General features: G+C 50.5%; 19 protein-coding genes. 18 read left to right on the top strand and 1 reads right to left on the bottom strand.

Annotated elements, in window-relative coordinates; all coding sequences use genetic code 11:
- The first annotated feature begins 215 nt into the window (after positions 1–215).
- The 15 genes from AC3ARB_RS03535 (at position 216) to ligA (ending at position 18,086) form a co-directional block, all read left to right on the top strand.
- Entirely contained in the window at positions 216–1,382 is a 1,167-nt protein-coding gene (locus tag AC3ARB_RS03535) for an FtsW/RodA/SpoVE family cell cycle protein (protein ID WP_488321184.1), read from the top strand.
- Positions 1,383–1,501: 119 nt separating this feature from the next.
- Positions 1,502–3,448 (top strand): DNA topoisomerase (ATP-hydrolyzing) subunit B, encoded by a 1,947-nt coding sequence (gene gyrB / locus AC3ARB_RS03540; RefSeq protein ID WP_488321185.1) that lies wholly within the window; start codon positions 1,502–1,504, stop codon positions 3,446–3,448.
- A gap of 82 nt (positions 3,449–3,530) precedes the next feature.
- Positions 3,531–5,255 (top strand): septation ring formation regulator EzrA, encoded by a 1,725-nt coding sequence (locus AC3ARB_RS03545; RefSeq protein WP_488321522.1) that lies wholly within the window; start codon positions 3,531–3,533, stop codon positions 5,253–5,255.
- Between the two features lie 66 nt (positions 5,256–5,321).
- On the top strand, positions 5,322–5,693 hold the full coding sequence (locus AC3ARB_RS03550) for a DUF1722 domain-containing protein (RefSeq protein ID WP_488321186.1): 372 nt from the start codon (positions 5,322–5,324) through the stop codon (positions 5,691–5,693).
- Positions 5,694–5,802: 109 nt separating this feature from the next.
- Positions 5,803–7,089: a homoserine dehydrogenase gene (locus AC3ARB_RS03555; RefSeq protein WP_488321187.1), complete on the top strand. Its 1,287-nt coding sequence runs from the start codon at positions 5,803–5,805 to the stop codon at positions 7,087–7,089.
- A 1-nt stretch (position 7,090) separates the two neighbouring features.
- The gene (gene thrB, locus AC3ARB_RS03560) at positions 7,091–7,957 is read left to right on the top strand and encodes a homoserine kinase (protein WP_488321188.1); all 867 of its coding nucleotides are present in this window, start codon (positions 7,091–7,093) and stop codon (positions 7,955–7,957) included.
- Between the two features lie 68 nt (positions 7,958–8,025).
- The gene (locus AC3ARB_RS03565) at positions 8,026–8,268 is read left to right on the top strand and encodes a hypothetical protein (protein ID WP_488321189.1); all 243 of its coding nucleotides are present in this window, start codon (positions 8,026–8,028) and stop codon (positions 8,266–8,268) included.
- On the top strand, positions 8,268–9,725 hold the full coding sequence (locus AC3ARB_RS03570; protein ID WP_488321190.1) for an amidase: 1,458 nt from the start codon (positions 8,268–8,270) through the stop codon (positions 9,723–9,725). The genes AC3ARB_RS03565 and AC3ARB_RS03570 overlap by 1 nt, the downstream gene beginning before the upstream one ends.
- 148 nt (positions 9,726–9,873) lie before the next feature.
- Positions 9,874–10,722: a transporter substrate-binding domain-containing protein gene (locus AC3ARB_RS03575; RefSeq protein WP_488321191.1), complete on the top strand. Its 849-nt coding sequence runs from the start codon at positions 9,874–9,876 to the stop codon at positions 10,720–10,722.
- 222 nt (positions 10,723–10,944) lie between these two features.
- Positions 10,945–11,616: an amino acid ABC transporter permease gene (locus AC3ARB_RS03580; protein WP_488321192.1), complete on the top strand. Its 672-nt coding sequence runs from the start codon at positions 10,945–10,947 to the stop codon at positions 11,614–11,616.
- A gap of 154 nt (positions 11,617–11,770) precedes the next feature.
- Positions 11,771–12,424, top strand: coding sequence for a uracil-DNA glycosylase (ung, locus tag AC3ARB_RS03585; protein ID WP_488321193.1), 654 nt, complete (start codon positions 11,771–11,773; stop codon positions 12,422–12,424).
- A gap of 101 nt (positions 12,425–12,525) precedes the next feature.
- A complete protein-coding gene (nt5e, locus tag AC3ARB_RS03590; protein WP_488321194.1) occupies positions 12,526–14,964 on the top strand; it encodes a cell surface ecto-5'-nucleotidase Nt5e in 2,439 nt (812 codons plus the stop codon).
- Positions 14,965–15,199: 235 nt separating this feature from the next.
- Positions 15,200–15,535, top strand: coding sequence for an Imm59 family immunity protein (locus AC3ARB_RS03595; protein WP_488321195.1), 336 nt, complete (start codon positions 15,200–15,202; stop codon positions 15,533–15,535).
- A 25-nt stretch (positions 15,536–15,560) separates the two neighbouring features.
- Complete coding sequence (locus AC3ARB_RS03600) at positions 15,561–15,938, top strand: T7SS effector LXG polymorphic toxin (protein WP_488321523.1); 378 nt, start codon at positions 15,561–15,563, stop codon at positions 15,936–15,938.
- Between the two features lie 189 nt (positions 15,939–16,127).
- Entirely contained in the window at positions 16,128–18,086 is a 1,959-nt protein-coding gene (ligA, locus tag AC3ARB_RS03605; protein ID WP_488321196.1) for an NAD-dependent DNA ligase LigA, read from the top strand.
- Positions 18,087–18,344: 258 nt separating this feature from the next.
- Here the strand turns inward: ligA and AC3ARB_RS03610 are convergent, their stop codons facing one another.
- A complete protein-coding gene (locus AC3ARB_RS03610) occupies positions 18,345–18,539 on the bottom strand; it encodes a hypothetical protein (protein WP_488321197.1) in 195 nt (64 codons plus the stop codon).
- A 457-nt stretch (positions 18,540–18,996) separates the two neighbouring features.
- Here AC3ARB_RS03610 and AC3ARB_RS03615 point away from each other — a divergent pair, with 457 nt between their 5' ends.
- The 3 genes from AC3ARB_RS03615 to glgB all read left to right on the top strand — a co-directional run bounded on the left by AC3ARB_RS03615 (position 18,997) and on the right by glgB (position 24,551).
- Complete coding sequence (locus AC3ARB_RS03615; RefSeq protein WP_488321198.1) at positions 18,997–20,019, top strand: diacylglycerol kinase; 1,023 nt, start codon at positions 18,997–18,999, stop codon at positions 20,017–20,019.
- A 74-nt stretch (positions 20,020–20,093) separates the two neighbouring features.
- Positions 20,094–22,412, top strand: coding sequence for a type I pullulanase (pulA, locus tag AC3ARB_RS03620; RefSeq protein ID WP_488321199.1), 2,319 nt, complete (start codon positions 20,094–20,096; stop codon positions 22,410–22,412).
- Positions 22,413–22,670: 258 nt separating this feature from the next.
- Positions 22,671–24,551 carry a 1,4-alpha-glucan branching protein GlgB gene (gene glgB, locus AC3ARB_RS03625; protein WP_488321200.1) on the top strand — a complete coding sequence of 627 codons (1,881 nt, stop codon included), beginning with the start codon at positions 22,671–22,673 and terminating at the stop codon, positions 24,549–24,551.
- Positions 24,552–24,577 lie beyond the last annotated feature (26 nt).

Genomic DNA, 24,577 nt, shown 5'->3' on the forward strand with positions numbered 1-24,577 from the left:
TTCACAATCGAAGTATTTGATTGACTAGGCTAGTTTTGGTGCAATCGAGAAACATTTTTGCAGAAATACTGCCCGTATGACCAAAAAATGTGACAAAGAGTGAGCCAAAACTAGCTAGTCAGGTGAATGCCGAGATGTGAATATAGGTTCTAAGGGGCTCACGAGGTCTGTCAAGAACTTTGTGGCCGCTGCTGTATTCAACGAAAGGTGGCAAGATGCCTAAATTACGTCCTTTGGAGGGGCGGATAGATTTGTCCCTCCTCTTTCCAGTTTTTTGCTTGTTGTTGGTGGGCTTTGCCGCCATCTTTGTCTCCGTGGCTAACGATTACCCCGACCACCTTTACCTAATGATGTTCCAGCAACTGGCCTGGACCATTATCGGCATTCTGTTGGCCTTTGTGGTCATGTTGTTTAGGACCTCCTTTTTGTGGAAATCCAGTCCCTTCCTCTACCTGCTTGGTCTAGGCTTGATGGGCTTGCCCCTCTACTTTTACAGTCCAGAATTGGTGGCTGCAACAGGGGCTAAAAACTGGGTAACCATCGCCAACATTACCCTTTTTCAACCATCGGAAATGATGAAGATTGCCTACATCTTGGCCCTATCAGTGGTCACGGTTTGGTACCAAGAACGTTACCCCCTAACCAACCTCAAGCGAGATTGGGGGCTCTTGTTCTTTTACGGGCTATTGACCCTGCCAGTCTTGGTTCTTCTAGGTTTCCAAAAGGATTTGGGAACGGCCATGGTTTTTCTAGCCATCTTATCGGGCATGGTTCTTTTGTCAGGCGTGAGCTGGAAATTGATTTTATCAGGCCTAACAGCCATGTTCCTGGCCGTCGGTGGTTTTCTCCTGGTCTTTATCAAGGATGGGGGCAAGGAGTGGCTCTACGACTTGGGCATGGATACCTATCAGCTCAATCGCATTTCAGCCTGGCTGGATCCCTTTTCTTACTCAGATGGGATTTCTTACCAGCAGACCCAGGGCATGATTTCAATCGGCAGTGGTGGCTTGGCAGGCAAGGGCTTCAATGTGGTTGATTTACGGGTTCCTGTCCGAGAGAGTGACATGATTTTTACAGTCATCGGTGAAAATTTTGGTTTTGTAGGAGCCAGCCTGGTTCTGGTCCTTTACCTGATGTTGATTTATCGGATGCTTCGGATTACTCTAGCTTCCAACAACCGTTTTTACATCTACATTTCAACGGGTTTCATCATGATGATTCTCTTTCACATTTTTGAAAATATTGGGGCGGCCATCGGTCTTTTGCCCTTGACAGGAATTCCCCTTCCTTTCATTTCACAAGGAGGTTCGGCCTTGGTCTCCAATCTGATTGGGGTTGGGCTGGTCTTATCCATGTCTTTTCAACAAGAACGAGGCTACTGACCTGAAAATGGTCAGTTTTCTTTTGTAAATAAGGTATTTTTCTGTTAAAAAGTTAGAAAATATGCTATAATGAAAAGAAGGATTTGTTGCCTTTCAAGGCTCAAGAAATGAGGTTCGTAATGACAGAAAAAGATTTAGACCAATTAGCTCAGGAGTATGATGCCAGTCAGATTCAGGTCTTGGAAGGCTTGGAGGCTGTTCGCATGCGTCCAGGCATGTATATCGGTTCGACCTCGAGTGCAGGTCTCCACCACCTGGTCTGGGAGATTGTTGATAACTCCATCGACGAGGCCTTGGCTGGTTTTGCTAGTCAGATTGAGGTTTTTATTGAGCCAGATAACTCTATTACGGTTGTGGACGATGGTCGGGGGATTCCGGTTGACATCCAAGAAAAAACTGGCCGTCCAGCCGTTGAGACGGTCTTTACCGTTCTCCACGCAGGTGGTAAATTTGGCGGTGGTGGCTATAAGGTTTCCGGTGGTCTTCACGGGGTAGGGTCTTCCGTTGTAAATGCCCTGTCCACTCAGTTGGACGTCAAGGTTTACAAGAACGGTCAGATTTATTTCCAAGAATACCGTCGTGGTGAGGTTGTGGCTGACTTAGCTGTTATCGGTGAAACTGATCGCACAGGAACGACCGTTCACTTTACGCCAGACCCAGAGATTTTCACGGAAACGACAACATACGATTTTGACCGTTTGGCCAAACGGGTCCAGGAATTAGCCTTCCTCAACAAGGGCCTGAAGATTGCCATCACCGATAAGCGTTCAGAAGAACCAGAAACCAGGGCCTTCCATTACGAAGGCGGGATTTCCAGCTATGTCACTTTCTTGAATGAGAAAAAAGAGGCCATCTTTGAGGAGCCGATTTACACGGACGGGGAGCTAGATGGCATCAGCGTTGAGGTGGCCATGCAATACACTACCGCTTATACGGAGACGGTGCTCAGCTTTGCCAACAACATCCATACCCATGAGGGTGGTACCCACGAACAGGGCTTTAGGACAGCCTTGACGCGGGTCATCAATGACTACGCTAAAAAGAATAACATCCTCAAGGAGAAGGACGACAACCTGACGGGTGAGGACGTGCGTGAGGGCCTGACGGCCGTGATTTCGGTCAAGCACCCCCATCCTCAGTTTGAGGGCCAGACCAAGACCAAGCTGGGCAACAGCGAGGTGGTCAAGATTACCAACCGCCTCTTTAGCGAGGCCTTCAACCGTTTCCTCTTGGAGCACCCGCAGATTGCTCGGAAGATTGTTGAGAAGGGCATCTTAGCCAGCAAGGCTCGGATCGCAGCCAAGCGGGCCCGTGAGGTGACCCGTAAGAAATCAGGTTTGGAGATTTCTAACCTGCCTGGTAAGTTGGCTGACTGTTCGTCCAATGACCCTAGCCAGACAGAACTCTTCATCGTAGAGGGGGACTCGGCCGGTGGTTCAGCCAAGTCTGGTCGGGACCGGGCCTTCCAAGCCATCCTGCCTATCCGGGGTAAAATCCTTAACGTTGAAAAGGCCACTATGGATAAGATTTTGGCCAACAATGAGATTCGGACCATTTTCACGGCTATGGGAACAGGTTTTGGTGCTGATTTTGATGTGGCCAAGGCCCGCTACCACAAGCTGGTCATCATGACCGATGCGGACGTGGACGGGGCCCACATTCGGACCTTGCTCTTGACCTTGATTTACCGCTTTATGCGGCCAATTCTTGAGGCGGGTTATGTGTATATCGCTCAACCGCCGATTTACGGGGTCAAGGTTGGTAGCGAGATTAAGGAGTACATCCAGCCTGGTTTGGATCAGGAGGAGAAGCTCAAAGAAGCGGTGGCCCGTTACAGCCAAGGCCGGTCTAAGCCGACGGTTCAGCGTTACAAGGGTCTGGGTGAGATGGATGACCACCAGTTGTGGGAAACCACCATGGACCCTGAACGTCGCCTCATGGCTCAGGTTTCCGTTGATGATGCTGCTGAGGCCGATCGCTTGTTCGATATGCTGATGGGTGATGACGTGGAGCCCCGCCGTGAATTTATCGAGGAAAATGCCGTTTATTCCACTATTGACATCTAAAAAAGGCAATGACCTTTGTCAAAGTCTAGCAAGTGTGGTATAATCGTCATGATATAGACTAAAAATGACAAATTGAGGAGACATTATGAGCGGAATAATCTTGCTGATTGTGGTAATCGTATTGATTGTCTTGATTGCTTACCTGATTGGCGTTATGACTCGTAAGAAAAATGATGGCCGTTTGGCAGCTTTGGAAGAGCGAAAAGACGCTCTATTAGCTCTTCCGATTGCAGAGGAAATTGAAGCCATTGATCATTTGCACTTGGTTGGGCAGAGTCAAGACGGTTTTGAAACCCTGCGAAGTCAGTGGCAAGAGCTGACGGCGACTACATTTCCCAGATTGACCGAAAACCTAGAAGAGGCAGAATTGCTAAATGACACCTTCCGTTTTCTGAAGGTGAAGCAGATTTTGGCTGACTTGGATGAAGAGCTGACCCTGACTGGTCAGGAAGTTGCTGACCTGCACGCTGGTTTGTCAACCTTGCGGGAGCAAGAGGACAAAAACAGCTCTCGGGTCAAGTATGCCTTGGATTTGTATGAGGAACTGGACAATCATCTGGTAACCTTGAGCCCTCAGTTGGGTCTGGCCGTGCCAGAAATTCAGCGACAGCTGCGGACGATTCAGGAAGAATTTTCGCAGTTTGTTGCCCTCAACTCGTCGGGTGACCCGCTCGAAGCTGCCCATACCTTGGAGCGCGCTGAGGAGCATACCATTGCCTTGGGGCAAATCAGTGAGCAAATCCCTGGCCATGTTCAGCAGTTGGAACATCAGCTACCAGACAAGTTGGAAGATTTAGAAACTGGCTATGCTCAACTCTTGGAGGACGGTTACCATTTTGGTGATTACCCAATTGAGAAACGTTTCCAGACCGTGCGTGAGGCCCTCTCAGCGAGCAAGGCCGACTTGGCAGGTTTAGAGCTGGACAAGGTTGAAACGGGTGTTGCTGATATTGAGGAACGTTTGTCTGACCTTTATGATTTCTTTGAAAAGGAAATTGCAGCCCACAAAAAGGTAAAAAAGAGCATTCGTTTAATCCCTTCCTATCTGGAACACGCTAAGGCCAACCATAGCAAGCTCAACGACGAAATTCTTCGCTTGTCTCAAACGTATATCTTGGATGAGGCTCAAATTGGGGCGATGAAATCCCTGAGCAGAGATTTGGACAAGATTGAGACAGAAGTCTTGCCAGGTCTGACGGACGGCGATTTGCCTGAACAGCCGTTTACGATTCTTGAGACGGTTTATGGTAATACAGTTAAAACCTTGGAGCAGGTTGAAAAAGAGCAGCTGGCCTTGGTTGATGTTTTGAAGCAGGTTGAAAAAGATGAAACAGCTGCCCGTCGTTTCTTGGATAAAATTGTTAATCACCTGCATGTGATTAAACGTTTCATGGAGAAACGCCGCTTGCCAGGTATTCCTCAAGAATTTCTGACCATTTTCTTCAGCACGAGCTCGCAAGTGGAGTCTTTGATGACGGAGCTTGACCGTAACCGTGTGGACATTAAAACCGTTAATGAATTGGTGACTTCAACTGAAAAAGCCGTCTTAAAACTGGAAGAGACGACCTACAGTGTCGTTCAATACGCGACTTTGACGGAGCAGTTGCTCCAGTACTCAAACCGCTACCGCAGTTTTGACCATGGTGTTCAATCGAGCTTTGACCTGGCCTTGGAATTGTTTGAAATCAACCATGATTACCGTGGAGCTTTTGACGAGATTTCTTACGCTTTGGAACTGGTTGAGCCAGGTGTTACCGAGCGCTTTGTAACGTCTTATGAAAAGACGCGAGAAATCATTCGATTTTAATCAACAATCCCTTCATTTGCTTAGTCAATTGGAGGGATTTCTTGTAGGGAAAGTAAAGGAGTTACGATGACAAGTGTTCAAGAACGCTGGGCTTATCATAAATACTGGGTCATGGCCCATTCTCAGGCCCACTACAATGCGATTCGCCAGCTCTTCAAGGGCAATGCCTGGTCAGCAGAGAAGGAGTTGGTCTTTGAACAACTCCTAGTAGAAGCGGCAGCCATTGCTCCAACCCCAGCGACCCTAAGAACGGCCTACCAGCACATCTGGGGCTATTTCAAGAAAATGGCCAATGAGGAGGAGCGAGAGGCCTACAAGGAGATGATTGGGGATCTATCTGTTTATGATGAGTTGGAAGCTTTTTTGTTGCAAATGATTGAAAATTACCAGCCGTACTACTTGGTAAATTCAAAATTTTATGATGAGGGTGGTTTTTAGAGTGAATAAGGTCCTGCAGATTAGCTTTTGCAGGCTTTTTTATGGTATAATTTGAGAGACTGGTGACAATTCAGTTGTCACTCTAGCTAATGTGTATAAAGGAGACCTCATGTCGATTAAGATTGGATTATTGGGATTTGGCACGGTTGCCAGCGGCATCCCCTTCCTGTTAGAAGAAAATGCCCACAAGATTGAACAGGCCATGGGTGGCCGTTTGGAGATTGCCAAGGTATTGGTCAAGGATGAAGACGAAAAGAACCGTTTGGAGGCTGCTGGTCATGCCTACAACTTTGTGACCGATGTGGCAGCTATTTTGTCTGACCCAGAGATTGTCATTGTGGTGGAACTCATGGGTCGGATTGAGCCGGCTAAGACCTTTATCAGCCAAGCCTTGGCTGCTGGCAAGCATGTGGTGTCGGCCAACAAGGACTTGATTGCCCTGCACGGGTCAGAGCTCTTGGCTCTGGCCAAGGAAAACCAGGTTGGCTTCTACTACGAGGCAGCGGTGGCTGGGGGGATTCCGATTTTGCGGACCCTGGCAACAGCCTTTACCTCGGACAAGATTACCCGAATTTTGGGGGTTCTAAACGGCACGTCCAACTTCATGTTGACCAAGATGGTGGACGAGGGCTGGTCTTATGACCAGGCCCTGGCGACAGCCCAGTCACTGGGTTATGCAGAGAGCGACCCGACCAATGACGTGGAAGGGATTGACGCAGCCTACAAGGCAGCCATTCTCAGCCAGTTTGGCTTTGGCATGACCTTGGATTTTGCCAGCGTCAGCCACAAGGGGATTTCGACCATCACGACCGATGACGTGGCCGCGGCTCAGAAACTGGGCTATGTCATCAAGCTGGTGGGCTCGGTGGCCGAGATGGCTTCTGGCCTGGCGGTTGATGTGTCGCCGACCTTTGTGCCCGTTTCCCACCCTCTTGCTGGGGTCAATGGGGTCATGAATGCTGTTTTCGTGGAGTCCATCGGCATCGGCCAGTCCATGTTTTATGGGCCAGGAGCGGGGCAGAAGCCCACAGCGACCTCTGTGGTGGCAGATTTGATTGCCCTGGCCAAATCCATTGGCGGCAGCCAGCCAGTTGAGGCGTTCAACGGCTTTAGTCAGGAAACCCGTCTGGCGGCTCCGCAGGACGTGATCAGCTCTTACTATGTGGCTGTCCAAATGAAGGATCAAACAGGCCAACTCCTCAAGTTAGCTCAGCTATTTACCCAAGAAGGGGTCTCCTTCCAGCAGGTCTTCCAGCATGAGGCTAAGGGGGGCCTAGCTCGGGTGGTCATCATCACCCATGAGATGAACCTGGTTCAGCTGGAGCGGGTGACGGCGGCCATCGCGGCAGAGGCGGACTTTGCCCTGCTCAACAGTTTTAAGGTTTTGGGGGCGTAAGATGAAGATTATCGTACCAGCAACCTCAGCCAATATTGGGCCGGGCTTTGACTCGGTTGGGGTGGCGGTGTCCCGTTACCTGACGGTTGAGGTTCTTGAACCAGCGGACAGCTGGTTGATTGAGCATGATTTAGGTGAGGGCATTCCCAGCGATGAGCGGAATTTACTCTTAGAAACGGCCTTGCAGGTGTCTGCGGATTTGCCGCCCCACCGCCTGCGGATGGTTAGCGATATTCCTTTGGCTCGTGGTTTGGGCTCATCGAGTTCAGTCATCGTGGCTGGGATTGAATTGGCCAACCAGCTGGGCAAGCTCAATTTGACCGACCAGGAAAAGCTCCACATGGCTAACGCCATGGAGGGCCACCCAGACAACGTGGCACCGGCGATTTTTGGTAATTTGGTGGTGGCTTCCTATGTGGATGGTGAGCTCAACCACCTGGTGGCCCCTTTCCCAGTCTGCTCGCTACTGGCTTATATCCCAAGTTATGAATTGAAAACCAGCGAGAGCCGTGGGGTTCTGCCGACCGAGTTGTCCTACAAGCAGGCGGTAGCAGCTAGTGCGGTGGCCAACATGGCCATTACAGGCCTCTTGACAGGAGATATGGTTCTGGCGGGCAAGGCCATTCAGAACGACCATTTCCATGAGCCTTTTCGCCAGAGCCTGGTCAAGGAATTTGCCAGCGTCAAATCGACAGCTCTAGAAACGGGCGCCTACGGGGTTTACCTGTCAGGGGCTGGCCCAACCATTATGATTTTGGCCCCTCGGGACAAGGTTGAGGCCATCAGCCAGGCTGTCTTGGCTCTGGGACATGATGGCGAGGTGGCCCAGCTGATTGTGGACACCCAGGGCCTGCGTGTGGAACGCTAAGTCGCAGCTTGGCAAATGAGAAGAGGTTTGGACGGTTCCGACCTCTTTTGCTTAAGGTGGAGAATAGGATGATAGAGATTGCTGAAAAACTTGATCAACTGATTCATGATTATCCGTTACCTACTGTTGATTTGATGAAACTAGAATTGTATCTTGAGCATGATGAATGGGGCTTGGTCTTTGATGAGTTTTGTACCATTTGTCAGGAGGAGGACCTGGTCTTGACGGTGGCTGATTGGGAATGTTTAGCTGGTCTGGGAACCTATTTTGAAGAGGATAAGACCCTGTGGGAAAGAATAAGGAGAATGTGATGTTAGACAAGGATGCCTTGGGGCAGGCTAGCCTGCTCAAGGAAAACAAGATTTCTGCCAGAGAACTGGTGTCAGCCAGTATTGAACGGATTGAGGCCCTCAATCCTCAGCTCAATGCGGTGGTCAGCACCCAGTTTGAGGAGGCCTTGGCAAAGGCTGACCAGCTGGATAGGGAGGGGCGGTTTGACCAGCCTTTTTCTGGGGTACCGATTTTGCTCAAGGATTTGGGCCAGAACCAGGCTGGACAGTTGTCCACCTCAGGTTCACGGCTCTTTGCTGATTATCGGGCCCAGCAGACGGATAACTACGTCAAACGGGTGGCGGAGCTGGGCTTTATCGTTCTGGGTCGGACCAACACGCCTGAATTTGGCTTTAAGAACATTTCGGATAGCAGCTTGCACGGGGTGGTCAACCACCCTCGTGACCTGACCCGTAACGCAGGCGGCTCATCAGGCGGTGCGGCTGCTGCAGTGGCCAGCGGCATGGTGGCGGTAGCTGGGGCGTCTGACGGTGGTGGCTCCATTCGGATTCCAGCTAGTTTTAACGGCCTGATTGGTCTCAAGCCGACCAGGGGTCGGGTGCCAGTGGGACCTGGCTCCTTCCGAGGCTGGCAGGGGGCGTCCAGTCACTTTTTTCTGACCAAGTCGGTGCGTGATACCCAGGCCCTGCTCTACCAGATGCAGACCTGTCAATTAGAGGCACCCTTTCCTCTGCCGACCCTGTCCAAGGACCAGATTTTTGGCCGTTTTAATCGACCGCTGAAAATCGGGTACTATCTGGAGTCACCCGTGGGAACGGTCATGACCCGACCAGCTCAGGAGGCTGTCTTGAAGACGGTCCAGGCCCTGAAAGACCTGGGTCATGAGTTGCTTGAGTTGGACCGCTACCCTGTGGATGCGGTGGCTCTACTCAGGTCCTACTACCTGATGAACAGCGTAGAGACGGCCCAGATGTTTGATGAGATAGAGGCTGGTCTGGGGCGGGCCATGACCCCAGCTGATATGGAGCCCATGACCTGGGCTATTTTCCAGAGTGGTCAAGGGATTCCTGCTAAGCTCTATTCTCAGACCCTTCAGGACTGGGACCGTTTTAGCCATCAGATGGCCCTCTTTCACCAGCACTATGACCTGCTGTTGACGCCGACGGTGGCTGATGTGGCCCCTAAACACGGCCAGCTGTCTCCAGAACCTAGCCTAATGGATGAACTGAGCCAGATTGACCGCTTGGCCATTTCCCAGCAGCAGGACCTGCTATGGGCCATGTTTGCCAAGGCCTTGGCGGTGACCCCCATCACGGCCCACGCCAACCTGACGGGGCAGCCAGCCCTGAGCCTGCCTGTTCACGAGCGGGAAGACGGTTTGCCACTTGGTGTCCAGCTCATGGCAGCCAAGGGGCGGGAGGATTTGCTTTTGGCCATAGCAGAGCAGCTAGAGGGCTTGGGGCTTGTTATAGGATAGGGGAGGAAAAGGCTCGCAACTGTTATAGGATAGAACTTGCTAGAAGTGATATAAATCGGTTGCAAAAATGGGCCGAACTTGGTAAGCTAGAAAACGTGGTAATCTTACCTCAAAAAAATCATTTTTATCATAAGGAGATTTTTCACTCATGTTGAAAAAGTTGTATGCTGTCTTAGCTCTGGCTTTGTCAGTTTTTCTGGTCGCTTGTTCCCCTAAAGCAACTGAGGAAACCCAGTGGGAGAAGATTGAAAAAGCTGGCGTGCTCAAGGTAGCGACCCCAGGAACCTACTGGCCAACCTCTTACCATAACGACAAGGACGAGTTGGTCGGTTATGAAATCGAGATGCTCAACGAAATCGCTAACCGCTTGGGGGTTAAGGTTGAGTACACTGAATTGGCCTTTGCAGAATCATTTGCATCCGTTGATAACGGTTCGGTAGACCTGTTTGTCAATAACTTGGATGCAACAGCAGAACGCCAAGAAAAGTACAACCTCTCTACCCCGTATAAGTATTCTGTGGGTGGCATGATTGTCCGTGCGGATGGTTCATCTGGCATCGAAAAAGCAGACCTGTCTGACTGGAAGGGCAAAAAAGCTGCTGGTGAGGCTGGTACCAACTACATGAAATTGGCTGAAAAACAAGGTGCGGAACTGGTAACTTACGACAATGTATCTGGTGATGTTTACCTGCGTGATGTTGACAATGGCCGTACTGACTTTATTCCAAACGATTATTACACTCAGGTTCTCTTTGTTGACTTGATGAAGGAGCAATTTCCTAATATCAAGATGGGTGATGCCAAGTATAACCCAACTGAGCAAGCGATGGTTATGTCTAAAGCTGATGATAGCCTGAAAGCGAAAATTGACCCAATCATCGAGGAGCTCAAAGCAGACGGTACCCTCAAAAAACTGTCCGAGAAATACTACAACGGCATGGATTTGACCAAGCCAGAAGAGGGAGCTGACAAGCTACCAGTAGTTTCACTAGACTAAGCGTAGAGGAGGCGGTTTTAATCCGCCTCTTTTTGACCAGAAGGGCGTGTTCTGCAACTGCCCACCAAATCAAATCGATAGTTTCTGCTCTGCCATTTTCCTAAAAATTGCGATTAAGTCTGTGGAATTTGACCTTAATCAACTTTTTTGTAAGGGAGTTGGCGACACCTGGTGGTGATTGCCACATTATCTGATGACCTCATCATTGCTCAAGGAGGACTTATGACCATTAATTGGCTGGGGTTGTTTAACCCTGACATTGCACGGGTGGCCATTCCAAAGATTTTGGAGGGCCTTCCCTTTACTTTGTTTCTGTCGCTGGTGGGCTGTTTTCTAGGGACCATCCTGGGCTTTTTCGTGGCCCTAGCCAAGATGTCCAGGGTGACTTTCTTGAGATTTCTGGCCCAGGCCCATATGTCCCTTATGCGGGGTATTCCCCTCATGGTGCTCTTGTTTTTTATCTATTTTGGCCTGCCTTACATTAACATCCGTTTTGACGCCGTGACTTCCAGTATCTTGGCCTTCACCCTCATGTCTAGTGCTTTTATCGCCGAGATTATTCGCTCGGCCCTCTTAGCGGTTGATAAGGGGCAATGGGAAGCGGCTAGGGCACTTGGTTTACCAACGCCGATTATCTATCGGCGGGTTATTATCCCCCAGGCCTTTCGGATTGCGGTGCCGCCCCTGAGCAATGTTCTTCTGGACATGGTCAAGGGAACGTCCATGACTGCCATGATTACGGTACCGGAGATGTTCCAGAAAGCTAAAATTGTGGGCGGAGCCAAGTCGGATTACATGACCGTTTATATCTGTGTAGCCCTTATATACTGGGCAATTTGCACCCTCTATGCTGTCGGTCAGACACAACTGGAAAAACGGTTGGCGGTTTACTAAGGCTAGTCCGATAGAGGCAGCATGAACCAACTGGATTTTATATTTTTCTGTAAATTTCCTGAAAAACTTTCTATGACACCAAAACCAGCTGCTTGTCGGCTGGTTTTTGCCTTGGTGGCCAAAATGGTGTAAAATAGGGGAAAAGGAGGTTTTTATGCAGCATTCAACTTGGCATGACAAGATTAAGGATAAGTTACCAGAGGGGTATTTCGGTCAGATTGGTCACTTTATGGACCAGGTCTATGGGTCTGGTTTGGTTTACCCCCCCAGAGACAAGGTTTTCGCTGCCCTGACCGCCACTCCTCTAGAAGAGGTCAAGGTGCTTATCCTAGGTCAAGATCCCTATCACGGACCTGACCAGGCCCAGGGCTTGTCCTTTTCAGTCCCCAACGACCTGCCTGCTCCGCCATCTCTCCAAAATATCCTCAAGGAGCTGACGGATGATGTGGGCGAGCGGGCCCACCATGACTTGACCACTTGGGCCCAGCAGGGAGTGCTTCTGCTCAACGCTTGTTTGACCGTTCCAGCGGGCCAGGCTAATGGCCATGCGGGGCAAATCTGGGAGCCCTTTACCGATGCGGTGATTACGGTGGCCAATGAGAAGGCGGAGCCTGTGGTCTTTGTCCTCTGGGGAGCCTATGCTAGAAAGAAAAAAGCCCTAATCACCAACCCCCACCACCTGGTTTTGGAGTCTGCCCATCCCAGCCCCCTATCTGCCTATCGCGGCTTTTTTGGCAGCAGGCCTTTTTCTAAAGCCAATGCCTTTTTGACCAGGCAAGGGCTAGGTGAAATTGATTGGCTAGGTTAAAATTAAAGACTTTTCTGAATGATTTTCAGAAAAGTCTTTTTATTTTTAGGAAAATAAGCTATAATAGGAAGGGTAAAACGGATTAACCCACGGAGGAAAAGATGAAAAGAAAACTTTTGTTATTGCCAGCCCTGTCTGGGTTGTTGCTATCAACAGCCATTTTGGCACCAGTTGCCCAGGCTGAGGAAACCCAGCCCCCTCTGAAAGAGCCTGTGGCAGCTGCTCCAGCCCCAGAAACTAGCTCGAAACTGCCAGTAGTGGCGGATAATGGCCCTGAGACAGCGGATATTGTTCTTGAAGGAGAAGACCTTTCTGCTGACAATGGTCGTGTGGCTGGTCTTGAGGGGACGGCTGTGAGAACAGGAGAAGAACAGCTGAACCAGCCTGTGACCATCCTGCACACCAACGACATCCACGGCCGTATTGAAGAGGGCCGTGGGGTGATTGGCATGGCCAAGTTGGCAACAGCTGTTGAGACAGCTCGGGCGGAAGGACCGACCCTGGTCTTGGATGCTGGTGATGCCTTCCAAGGTCTGCCAATCTCCAACTCGACTAAGGGTGAGGATATGGCAGCCTTGATGAATGAAATTGGCTACGATGCCATGGCTGTCGGCAACCACGAGTTTGACTTTAGCCTGGAGCAGGCGGAGAAGTACAAGCAACTCCTGACCTTCCCCCTTCTTAGTGCCAATACTTATGTTAACGGTGCCCGCCTCTTTGAAGCGTCAGCCATTGTTGACAAAACCCCAGAGGTGGCAGGCGATGAGTTTGTGGTCATCGGGGTGACCACGCCTGAAACGTCAACCAAGACCCACCCTAACAACGTGGTTGGCGTGGAGTTTCGTGACCCCATCACTGAAGTGACCAATGTTATCACGGAGATTGAAAACAAGGCCAGCTATAACAACTACATTATCCTGGCCCACCTGGGGATTGATAGCACGACCCCTGTGGCCTGGCAGGGTAGCACCCTGGCAGAGGCTTTGGCAGCCAATGAGCTCCTGAAAAACAAGCGGGTCATTGTCATTGACGGTCATTCCCACACCGTGTCTCAGGCTAAATACGGCACCAACGTGACTTATACCCAAACAGGTAGCTACCTGAGTAACATCGGCAAGTTGACCCTGTCAACCGCAGGTATTGAGGCAGGCTTGATTTCAACCGCAGAAGGGCAAGCCCTGACGGCTAACCCAGCCATCGCTGAAAAAGTGGCGGCCATCAAGGCCAAGTATGAAGCTGAAAACGCTGTGGTGGTTCTGGAAAATTCCCCAGTTGAGTTCAACGGCGACCGGGAAAATGTCCGAGTGCGGGAGACCAACCTAGGTAACCTAGTGACCGATGCCCTCTATGAGTACGGTCAGACAGGCTTTGCCAACAAGACTGATTTGGCGGTGACCAACGGTGGTGGTCTTCGTGCGACCATTGCCAAGGACAAGCCGATTACCAAGGGTGACATCATCGCTGTTCTGCCTTTTGGTAATAGCATTTCCCAAATCGAAGTGACTGGCCAGCAGGTTCTTGACATGTTCAAGAAATCCCTGGGCTCAACCACCCAGGTCAAGGACGGTCAACCTGTTCTGGATGAAAACGGCAACCCGCTCTTGGAAGCCAGTGGTGGTTTCCTCCACGTTTCAGGTGCCTATGTGATCTATGACACCAATTTGCCAGCCGAGGAGCGGATTTTGGGTATCCAAATCTGGGACCGTGCGACTGCAAGTTATAAGGATTTGGACTTGGCCAAGACCTACTATTTGGCCACCAATGATTTCTTAGCAGCTGGTGGTGACGGCTACACCATGTTGGGTGGTGCCCGCGAGGAAGGTCCATCTATGGATAGTGTCTTTTCGGATTACTTGCCCCTTGCCAATCTGACTGACCAGGATTACACCAGCATTAACCCAGGTAAGCGTCAGCTATCTGTCAATAAGAATTTAGACACCGATGGTGATGGGGTTGAAGATTACAAGGAACTCCTGGCTGACACGGATTTGGCCAACAAGGATGATTACCCAGGTAAGCCAGTGGTATCAGAATCGACTAAACCATCAGAGACTTCAGTGGTGTCAGAACCGACCAAGCCATCTGAAGCACCAGTGGTGTCAGAACCGGCTAAACCAGCTGAGCCAGCGGTTGCTGAGGATTTGTCTGGCAAACGCTTGGAACTCCTGAGGGCCCTAGATAAGTCCGCTTTGACAGCTGACCAAAAAGGCCAGTTGGCGGAAGGCATTGCCTTTGCGGAAACGGCTGAGGTCTTGAAGGGGCTAGAAAACCTCTTTAATAAGCTCTTGGCTGATCAAAAACCAGTTGCTGAAGGCAAGGGACTTGCCCAAGGGGCTGGTCAAGTCAGCTCAGCAGCTCAGCCATTGGCCCAAAAAGCCCCAGCAGCCAAGTCAGACCTGGTGTCTAGCGTCGGCTCTCGGGTAGCCAAGCACCAGGCTGGTCTGCCAGCGACTGGCGAGGCGGTTTCTCTTCTGGCCCTTTTGGGAGCAGGCCTCCTGGGCTTGGTGCCAGTTGCTCACAAGCGTCGCCGTGACCGTTAGGGTGCCTACCAGCAGTGCCCTGCTCACAGCCTTTAACGACAACGAGCCTTCCCACCCTCTTAAGTAGGGTGGGAAGTTTTTTGTGACTTGTGTTATAATTTACTCTTGAAGATATAGCGAAACCTCAAAAGGGAACGATTGATATTGTTTTTGGTGCTGGTGGAGGTACTCAAATTAAATTTGGAACTTCAATAAGTTGGTACGAGAAGTTAGGATTGATAGAGGAGATAAAATAATGGAAATTCTTGAATTATATAAACAACAACTTTTAGCAGAAATTCAAAATTTAGGTTACGAAAGTTTAAGGTACTCAATATTTTCCGATAAAAATCCAGATGAATGGGAAGTAGTTATTGAATTTGATAAGTTAGAACAATTATATTATATATATGGGACAATGGACAGAGGTAGCTATAATGGTAAACATTCATTCAAAACTTTTGAGGAAGCAAAAATAGCGTTTTTGCAATTTCTACATAATATTATATTGATAAATAAATATTATGTTGAACAAAATATGCCTACTAATTATTATTCTCCTCTATGGTCAAAGAATCTACCCAAATATTGATTCTAGGATAAATTAGTATTCTTGAATATCTGCTCTTCAGGGGCAAGCATTAAATGGAATGAAGAGCTATTTAGCAGAAGTTCATTATCCGATTATTTTGGTGTTGAGAACTTTAATGCAGGATTATTCCGCTTCTCTCTTGCTTTATAAAGACGGTTATTATAATATAGACGATGCTTCCAAGGCAAAATTGCCGGAGCAAAACCTTACGACTCTTAAGAGTGATTTGGAGGGATTGCGTAATAATTTACAGAATCAGCTTGATTTATTGAGTACTGAGAAGGCTAAGATTAATGATATTTTGACCTATCGAGGGATGAGTCATACGACGACCATTATGAAGTATAATGCTTTGATTAATGATTTGAATAGACTTCATCAGAGTATTGCTCAACTGAACTAGAAAAAGTGGATTTTATTTCGAGTACTTTTACAGATTTTATTAATATGGTGAAGAGTTAGGTTGTGATAAGCAGAGCTTGTTGTCAGCTCTGCTATTGTCCCCAAGCGACAAGTTTGAGGAAAAAAGGAGCTGAGGAAGTGTTGAGGCCCAGTTGGTGGCGTTCATGAAAAAATATGGTACACTAGAAGTATGAAAAACAAGATGAGAACCTTGGTTGACCAGCTCAACCAGCACGCCTATGATTACTACACCTTGGACAAGCCGACCCTGTCTGACCAGGCCTATGACCAGCTCTATCGTGAGCTGGTGGACCTAGAAAGCCAGTACCCTGACCTGGTTCTCCCAGACAGCCCGACCCATCGGGTTGGCGGTGTGGTCTTGGATGGCTTTGACAAGCACCAGCACGCCTATCCCTTGTATTCCTTGCAGGACGCCTTTTCCCGTGAGGAGCTGGAGGACTTTGACCGCAAGGTCAAGGCTGAGTTTCCGACGGCGACCTATTTGGCTGAGCTCAAGATTGATGGCCTGTCCATCTCCCTGACCTATGAGGCTGGCCAGCTGGTGGTTGGGGCTACCCGTGGCGACGGTACGGTTGGTGAGAACATCACTCAAAATCTCAAGCGGATTAAGGATATTCCCTTACGTTTGCCTGAAGCCATCGACCTGACGGTTCGGGGCGAGGCCTACCTGCCCCGAGCGGCTTTTGAGGCCATCAACACCGAGCGACAGGAGGCGGGAGAGGCTGAGTTTGCCAACCCACGAAACGCTGCGGCGGGGACCCTGCGTCAGCTGGACACGGCCATTGTGGCCAAGCGGGGCCTTGCGACCTTCCTCTATCAGGTGGCTGGCCCGACCGACCTGACCAGCCAGGAGGCCGTTCTGGACCGCCTGGCGGGTCTGGGCTTTACGGTTAACCCAACTCGCCTGGTGTCGGGTGACATGGCCGAGATTTGGGCCTTTATTGAGGAAATAGCCGAGCAGAGAGCCAGTCTCCCTTACGACATCGATGGCATGGTGATAAAGGTTAACAGCCTGGCCATGCAGGAGGAGCTGGGCTTTACGGTCAAGGCTCCCAAGTGGGCGGTGGCCTACAAGTTCCCAGCTGAGGAAAAAGAAGCGGTTATCCAGTCGGTTGACTGGACGGTGGGCCGAACAGGTGTCGTGACCCCGACCGCCAACCTGACCCCAGTTCAATTAGCTGGAACAACAGTCAGCCGAGCCACCCTCCACAATGTGGACTATATTGCCGAAAAAGACATTCGGATTGGGGACACCGTCATCGTTTACAAGGCTGGGGACATCATCCCTGCGGTCTTGCGGGTGGTTGAGGGCAAACGGACAGACCAGGAAGTCATGCCCGTTCCGACCACCTGCCCGTCCTGTCAGGCAGGCCTGGAGCACTACGATGATGAGGTGGCTCTGCGGTGTATCAACCCGCTCTGTCCTAGCCAAATCAAGGCGCGACTTGAACATTTTGCCAGCCGAGATGCTATGAACATCGCAGGCCTTGGGCCGTCTGTTGTTGAAAAGCTCTTTGAAGCAGGTTTGGTCAAGGATGTGGCCGACCTTTACAGCCTGACTGTTGAGGACCTGATGACTTTACCAAATGTCAAGGAAAAATCCGCCACCAAGCTCTACGAGGCCATTCAAGCCAGCAAGGCCAATTCGGCTGAGAAATTGCTCTTTGGTCTGGGCATCCGCCATGTTGGCAGCAAGGCCAGCAAGCTCTTGTTAGAGGAGTTTGGCAGTTTAGAAGCCCTAGCGGTGGCTGAAGAAAGTCAAATCGCAGCCATCGATGGCTTGGGTGGGGTGATTGCGTCTAGCCTGCTCAGCTATTTTGCCAAAGATGGGGCCAAGCAGCTCTTGGAAGAACTAGGAGATCGTGGGGTCAACTTGACCTATCTGGGCCAACGGGTGGCGGTAGACGCCCTCCTGTCGGGCCAGACGGTGGTTTTGACGGGTAAACTGGAGCGACTGACCCGCAGCGAGGCCAAGGCCAAGCTAGAGGCCCTAGGGGCCAAGGTGGCGGGTTCGGTGTCTAAGAAAACCAGCCTGGTTGTGGCGGGTGCAGACGCTGGCAGCAAGCTGGCCAAGGCTCAAGAGTTGGGTATTCCCGTCCAAGACGAAGCCTGGTTGGCGAGTTTATAGAAAAAAATCTCCCCAGTCTATGGACCAGGGAGATTTTGTCTAGTCTGGTTTTGGAATTAATCGGATGCCTAAAAGAGCTAGCCAATTGATCATGGAAATGATTAGCAAGTTTCTGGAAAGAATATAGATCTCGTTGATTTGGCCATCTGGCCAGAAGAGTTGAGGTGTGTTGAGGACAATGAGGCTGATAATTCCAGCCAAGCCTAATAGGATTAGACTAAGGTGTATTGGTTTCATAGGATTATTCCTCTAAAGTTCTTATTTTAGCAAGGCGTATTCGTCTCGGATTGGTTTTCGAGCAATATAGGTATTGCGAGAGATTTCTCCTGAGCCATCGCTGACGACACGTGTTCCCTCTTCAATCAAATAGAGTACGCGATAACCGATATAGGCTCGGTGATGGCCACCGATATGTAAGGTGTAGCCGACACGACTTGATACCGTTCCATTCACCGAGACATCAATTCCCTGAATGGAGCCCTTGATACTGCCGCCAAAACTTAGCGATTTTGTTGTGGAAATACTGCCTCCTTTTGGACCTGTCCGAATGGTGTCAGATAGGCGATAATAACCTGACCACTCGTAACGTGTTCGAACATTGGTTTTATGAATAGAAAAATTTACTTATTAGATGTTCCCTTCTATGTTATGTTGAGTTACCGATGCTCAGTTTGTTTGGTTACTTGATTCCCCCCATTGGGTTCACCTTCTTTCTCTTGCTTACGGGTCTTCTGATAGATTAGTCGTATCTGGTGTGAAAAAAATGCCATGGTTAAAAAAATAAAGTTCTGGATGTAATCGTGTGATTTAGTTGGAACATGTTCGCTAGTTGCGTTAAGATTATGTTATAATAGAGGTAACTGAACAGTTTGAACAAGTCTTGTTATAGGGCTTAATTTAGGAGGTTCTCATGGAACGCAAACGTGCACGCTTGATTTACAACCCTACCTCAGGTCAGGAAATCATGACCAAGCATCTGGCTGAGGTCTTGGAAGTGTTGGAGAGTTTTGGCTATGAAACCTCTGCCTTCCAGACCAAGCCTGAGCCTGATTCGGCCAAAAATGAGGCCCAGCGGGCTGCTGAGGCTGGTTTTGATGTGGTCATCGCTGCTGGCGGTGACGGGACCATCAACGAGGTCATCAATGGCATCGCTCCTCTGGAGCAACGGCCGCTGGTTGGGATTATTCCTGCTGGGACGACCAATGATTACGCCAGGGCCCTGAAAATCCCTCGTGGCAATCCTGTGGCTGCTGCCCAGCTGATTGGTAAGGGGCAGCTCTTGCCTATCGACATTGGCCGAGCCTATGGTGATACCTACTTTATCAACATTGCGGCGGCGGGTAGTCTGACCGAGGTGACCTATGGGGTGCCTAGCCAGCTCAAGACCATGTTTGGCTACCTGGCCTACCTGGCCAAGGGGGTGGAACTCCTGCCTCGGATTAGCACGGTGCCAGTTCGGATTGAACACGATGAGGGCATTTTTGAGGGGCAGATTTCCCTGCTCTTTGCGGCCCTGACCAACTCCGTCGGTGGTTTTGAGCAGTTGGCGCCAGATGCCATGTTGGACGATGGGAAGTTCACCCTGATTCTGGTTAAGACCGCCAACCTGATTGAGATCTTGCACCTGATTCGGCTCATGCTGGATGGGGGCAAGCACATCGAGGATCACCGATTGGAATACATCAAGACCAGCTTCATTCGAATTGAGCCTGAGAGCAATCAGCGGATGATGATTAACCTGGATGGCGAGTACGGTGGCGATGCTCCTCTGACCCTGGAAAATCTTCGTCAGCACATCACCTTCTTTGCTAATACCGATGACATCGCAGACGAGGCCATGGTGGCCAGTCCAGCGGAGCTGGAACGTTTGGCCATGGCCCAGAGATTTAGCCATGAGGTGGAAGGTTGGGAGCTTCAAGAACCAGAGGCCTAGTCCAGCTAGGCTGATGGGAACGGCTTGTCAGCTCTGCCATTTTCCCAAAAGATAGAAAGGACGCGACCGAGACTATGCAAGATAACACGGTCATTGTGCATTTTCACAGCCAATACCACAACTATTTCAGCCTCAACCTCTGGCAGTGGCAGGAGGGCCAGGAGGGGCGGGAGGCCAGTTTTAACCGCTACGACAGTTTTGGGGCGGTGGCCCACCTGACCTACCCGGCTCCCCAGCCTTTGGGGCGGGTTTACCTCATGGTCAAGACCAAGGATTGGACGGCCCAGAGCCAGGATTTTGCGGTCACTCGCGACATTGGCTTGCCCAAGGCTGAGGTTTGGCTGGTGGACGGGGATGCGACCCCTTACTACTCTCGCCAGGCTGCGGTGGCCAGTCCCCATTATAGCCGCCGCCAGCCCCATGCCTTTGATATGGGGACCAATAGCAGAGCCTTTGACCACAAGTGGGGCTTTTCAGGCTGGTTGGGAGCCAGATATGGCAAGGCTTCTTCAGACTTTCGCCTCTGGGCCCCGACGGCCGAACGGGTGGAATTGATTTTCTACCAGTCGGTCGATGATCGGGCCAGCGTTAGCCAGGTCTTTTCCATGGAGCGGGGCCAGGTGGCCAGTCCAGATGACCACAGTACCAACACCTGCGGGGTCTGGTTTGCGACCATTCCTGGAGACCACAACTACCAGGCCTACCGCTATCGGGTTTACTACCGCAAGCGGACTTTCAAGGACAGCCGAGACCCCTACTCCATTGCCACAACGGCCAACGGCAGGCGGTCAGTCCTGATTGACCCTGCGGAGCTGGTGCCAGAGGGCTTTGCCGTCCAGCACGGCGACCAGGCCAGCTGGCGACTGGACAACCCCAACCAGGCGGTCATCCTGGAAATGCACATCCGTGACTTCTCTAAATCAGCCAGTTCAGGGGTCTCGCCTGACAAGCGTGGTAAGTTTCTGGGAGCTATTGAAGGAGGGACGGTCAACCAGTTTGGGGACAAGACGGGCTTTGACTACGTGACCTCGCTGGGGGTCAACTACATCCAGTTGCAACCTGTTTTTGACCACCACCAGACCTTTGATGAAAACGGCGATTACGCCTACAACTGGGGTTATGACCCTGAAAACTATAACGTCCCCGAGGCCTCTTTTGCCAGCAATCCCCAGAACCCAGCCAATCGAATTTTGGAGCTCAAGCAGGTCATTCAGGCCTATCATGAGGCTGGTATCGGGGTTATCATGGATGTGGTTTACAACCATACTTATTCTGGCCAGAATTCTGCCTTCCAGTTGACCGTGCCTGATTATTACTATCGTATGAACCCAGATGGTTCCTTCCAGAACGGGTCTGGCTGCGGCAACGAAACCGCCAGCGACAAGGAAATGTTCCGCAAGTACATGATTGATTCCATCACCTATTGGGCGACCGAGTACGGGATTGATGGCTTCCGCTTTGACCTCATGGGCCTCCATGATGTCGCCACTATGCAGGCCATTCGAGCGGCGGTTGACCAGATTGACCCAAGGATTTTGCTTTATGGGGAAGGTTGGGATATGGGAACAGGCCTTAGGCCAGAAGACAAGGCCAAGAAGGCCAATGCCCACCTGCTTCCTGGAATCGGCTTTTTCAACGATGACCAGCGGGATGCTATTAAGGGGGCGGAGGTCTATGGCGGTTTCAAGAAAGGGCTGGTCTCGGGTGCAGCCACAGAAGATGTGGTTGCTAAGGCCATTTTGGGCAGCGATGAGCTGGTGGCCTACCAGTCACCTAGCCAGGTGCTCAACTACATCGAGGCCCATGACAATTACAACCTCAATGACCTGCTTTGGCATTTGCATCCAGAGGATGATGAGGCAACTCACATCAGGCGAATTCAGTTGTCCAATGCCCTCAACCTGCTCATGCAGGGCATGTGCTTCATGCAGCTGGGACAGGAGTTCTGTCGAACCAAGCTCTACCCGACTGGTCCAGATGGTCAGCTGACCCAGGCAGACAAGGAACGAGCTATGAATTCCTACAATGCCCCAGATACGGTCAATCAGGTGGATTGGGATTTGGTGACCAAACACAAGGAGATGGTTGAGCTGGTCAAAGACTTGATTGTTCTGAAAACGACTGAAAGTGCTTTTTCACATGAGTCTTATGATAAGATTAGACAGGAAACCTATGTTTCTTCAGCAAATCAAGGTTCGGGAATTGTAGAATTTTCTGTAAATGGCGAGAAAAATCACCTGGTGATTTTCAATAGTTGTGAAAAAAAACTTGAAATACCGATGACAAGGGTCGAAAATTATGCTATAATAGTGACAACAAGTAAGCTCTTACAGACAGCCTATTGTTTGGAGCCACTAACGTTTGCGATCCTTGAAAAACAGCATAGGGATTAAGCTAGGCTTAATCCCTATATTTTTCAGAAGATTATAAAGAACTTTCTGACAATTGATGTGTCAGAGAACTTCTTATGATGGTCATGTCAAACGTTCAGCAGAAAATCGTTTTCCGTTCAGCCTGCCCTTTTTCAGGGGGACATGGGTGTCTGAACTTGGGTTAACGGTAGGGAGCTTGGTGGTTCAGCAGGAGTAATCTGACCGAGAGCAAGGAAGCTAGTTGTGTTGCTTGTGTACGAGGAAGGAAGGTGGTGTGCCATGGACAGGCAAGCAGAGGTCTGGACCTTTGGACGAGGAGAAAATTATCATGCCCAAAAACTCTTGGGTGTTCATCGGGAGACGAGAGAGACGAGAGACGGCTATGCCTTTCGGGTCTGGGCTCCAAATGCCCAGGAGGTGGCGGTTGTCGGTGATTTTACTGACTGGTTAGCTCAGCCATTAGTCATGGAAAAAGACGAGGCGGGCATCTGGGAGGTCTTTACCGACCAGGCACAAGAGGGCCAGATTTACAAGTACCTGGTGACCCGTAGCGACGGCTCGCAGGTGGAGAAAATCGACCCCTTTGCCCGCTATCTGGAGGCTAGGCCTGGTACAGGGGCCATCATCAAGACCCAGTGGGATAAGAAGTGGGGCGACGGCCTCTGGATGGGCCGGCGGAAACGCTTTGGCTTTAAGGAGCGGCCGGTCAACATCTACGAGGTCCATGCGGGTTCTTGGAAACAGGACAAGGACGGCAGGCCTTATACCTTCAAGGAGTTGACAGCGGAGCTGATTCCTTACCTAGTGGCCATGAACTACACCCATGTGGAGTTTATGCCCCTCATGGCCCACCCTCTGGGGGCTTCTTGGGGTTACCAGCTTATGGGCTATTTTGCCTTTGAGCATTCTTACGGGACGCCTGAGGACTTTCAGGATTTTGTGGACGCCTGCCACCAGCACAACATCGGTGTCTTGGTGGACTGGGTGCCTGGGCATTTTACGCGAAATGATGACGCCCTGGCCTATTATGACGGCACGCCGACCTTTGAATACGCTGGCGAGCACCAGGCGACTAACTACCGTTGGGGGGCCCTCAACTTTGACTTGGGGAAAACTCAGGTCCAGTCTTTCCTGATTTCATCGGCCCTTTACTGGATTGAGCATTACCACATTGATGGCATTCGGGTGGATGCGGTTAGCAACATGCTCTATCTGGACTACGATGATGGTCCTTGGTTGCCTAACAAGGACGGTGGCAACCACAACTTGGAAGGCATTGACTTCCTGCAAAAACTCAATCGGGTCATCAAGGAGCGTCACCCAGACGTCATGATGATTGCCGAAGAGTCAACGGCGGCTACGCCTATTACCAGCACCCTCAATCATCGAGGCCTGGGCTTTGACTACAAGTGGAACATGGGTTGGATGAATGACATCCTGCGGTTTTACGAGGAAGATCCTGTTTACCGCCAGTATGACTTCAATCTCCTGACCTTCAGTTTCATGTATTGTTTCAATGAAAACTTTATCCTACCATTTTCTCATGATGAAGTTGTTCATGGCAAGAAGAGCCTCATGCACAAGATGTGGGGGGACCGCTACAACCAGTTTGCGGGCCTGCGTAATCTCTACACCTACCAGATCTGCCACCCAGGCAAGAACCTGCTCTTTATGGGCAGCGAATTTGGCCAGTTTTTGGAGTGGAAGTTTGACCACCAGCTGGAATGGGGCAATCTGGATGATCCCCTCAACCAGCAGATGCAGGGCTTTACCAAGACCCTCAACCAGTTTTACAAGGACAACCGTTGCCTCTGGCAGATTGACGACAGCTACGATGGCCTAGAAATCATCGACGCTGACAACACCAATGAGTCCGTTCTGTCCTTCATTCGCAAGGACAAGAAGGGCGACCTTTTGGTCTGTGTCTTTAACATGGCGCCTGTGGAACGCCAGCACTTTACCATCGGCCTGCCGGTAGCGGGGATTTACGAAGAAGTCCTCAACACCGAGCTCGAAGCCTTTGGCGGGGTTTGGAAGGAGACCAATCCGATCACCAAGACGGAAAAAGGCCTCTGGAAAGACTACACCAACACCCTGACCTTTACCCTGCCTGCTCTGGGTGCCAGCATTTGGAAAATCAAACGCCGGACCAAGCAGTAGGCCCAAAGACCTTAGCAAAAAAGAAA

The sequence above is a fragment of the Streptococcus sp. ZY171113 genome (assembly GCF_057748235.1).

Bases quoted from the DNA above. Each gene is read 5' to 3' on its own strand.
- AC3ARB_RS03595 (WP_488321195.1), top strand. From the start codon at position 15,200: ATGGAAATTCTTGAATTATATAAACAACAACTTTTAGCAGAAATTCAA.
- glgB (WP_488321200.1), top strand. From the start codon at position 22,671: ATGGACAGGCAAGCAGAGGTCTGGACCTTTGGACGAGGAGAAAATTAT.
- AC3ARB_RS03615 (WP_488321198.1), top strand. From the start codon at position 18,997: ATGGAACGCAAACGTGCACGCTTGATTTACAACCCTACCTCAGGTCAG.
- gyrB (WP_488321185.1), top strand. From the start codon at position 1,502: ATGACAGAAAAAGATTTAGACCAATTAGCTCAGGAGTATGATGCCAGT.
- nt5e (WP_488321194.1), top strand. From the start codon at position 12,526: ATGAAAAGAAAACTTTTGTTATTGCCAGCCCTGTCTGGGTTGTTGCTA.
- thrB (WP_488321188.1), top strand. From the start codon at position 7,091: ATGAAGATTATCGTACCAGCAACCTCAGCCAATATTGGGCCGGGCTTT.
- AC3ARB_RS03570 (WP_488321190.1), top strand. From the start codon at position 8,268: ATGTTAGACAAGGATGCCTTGGGGCAGGCTAGCCTGCTCAAGGAAAAC.
- AC3ARB_RS03565 (WP_488321189.1), top strand. From the start codon at position 8,026: ATGATAGAGATTGCTGAAAAACTTGATCAACTGATTCATGATTATCCG.
- AC3ARB_RS03550 (WP_488321186.1), top strand. From the start codon at position 5,322: ATGACAAGTGTTCAAGAACGCTGGGCTTATCATAAATACTGGGTCATG.
- ligA (WP_488321196.1), top strand. From the start codon at position 16,128: ATGAAAAACAAGATGAGAACCTTGGTTGACCAGCTCAACCAGCACGCC.
- AC3ARB_RS03580 (WP_488321192.1), top strand. From the start codon at position 10,945: ATGACCATTAATTGGCTGGGGTTGTTTAACCCTGACATTGCACGGGTG.
- ung (WP_488321193.1), top strand. From the start codon at position 11,771: ATGCAGCATTCAACTTGGCATGACAAGATTAAGGATAAGTTACCAGAG.
- AC3ARB_RS03555 (WP_488321187.1), top strand. From the start codon at position 5,803: ATGTCGATTAAGATTGGATTATTGGGATTTGGCACGGTTGCCAGCGGC.
- AC3ARB_RS03575 (WP_488321191.1), top strand. From the start codon at position 9,874: ATGTTGAAAAAGTTGTATGCTGTCTTAGCTCTGGCTTTGTCAGTTTTT.
- AC3ARB_RS03535 (WP_488321184.1), top strand. From the start codon at position 216: ATGCCTAAATTACGTCCTTTGGAGGGGCGGATAGATTTGTCCCTCCTC.
- pulA (WP_488321199.1), top strand. From the start codon at position 20,094: ATGCAAGATAACACGGTCATTGTGCATTTTCACAGCCAATACCACAAC.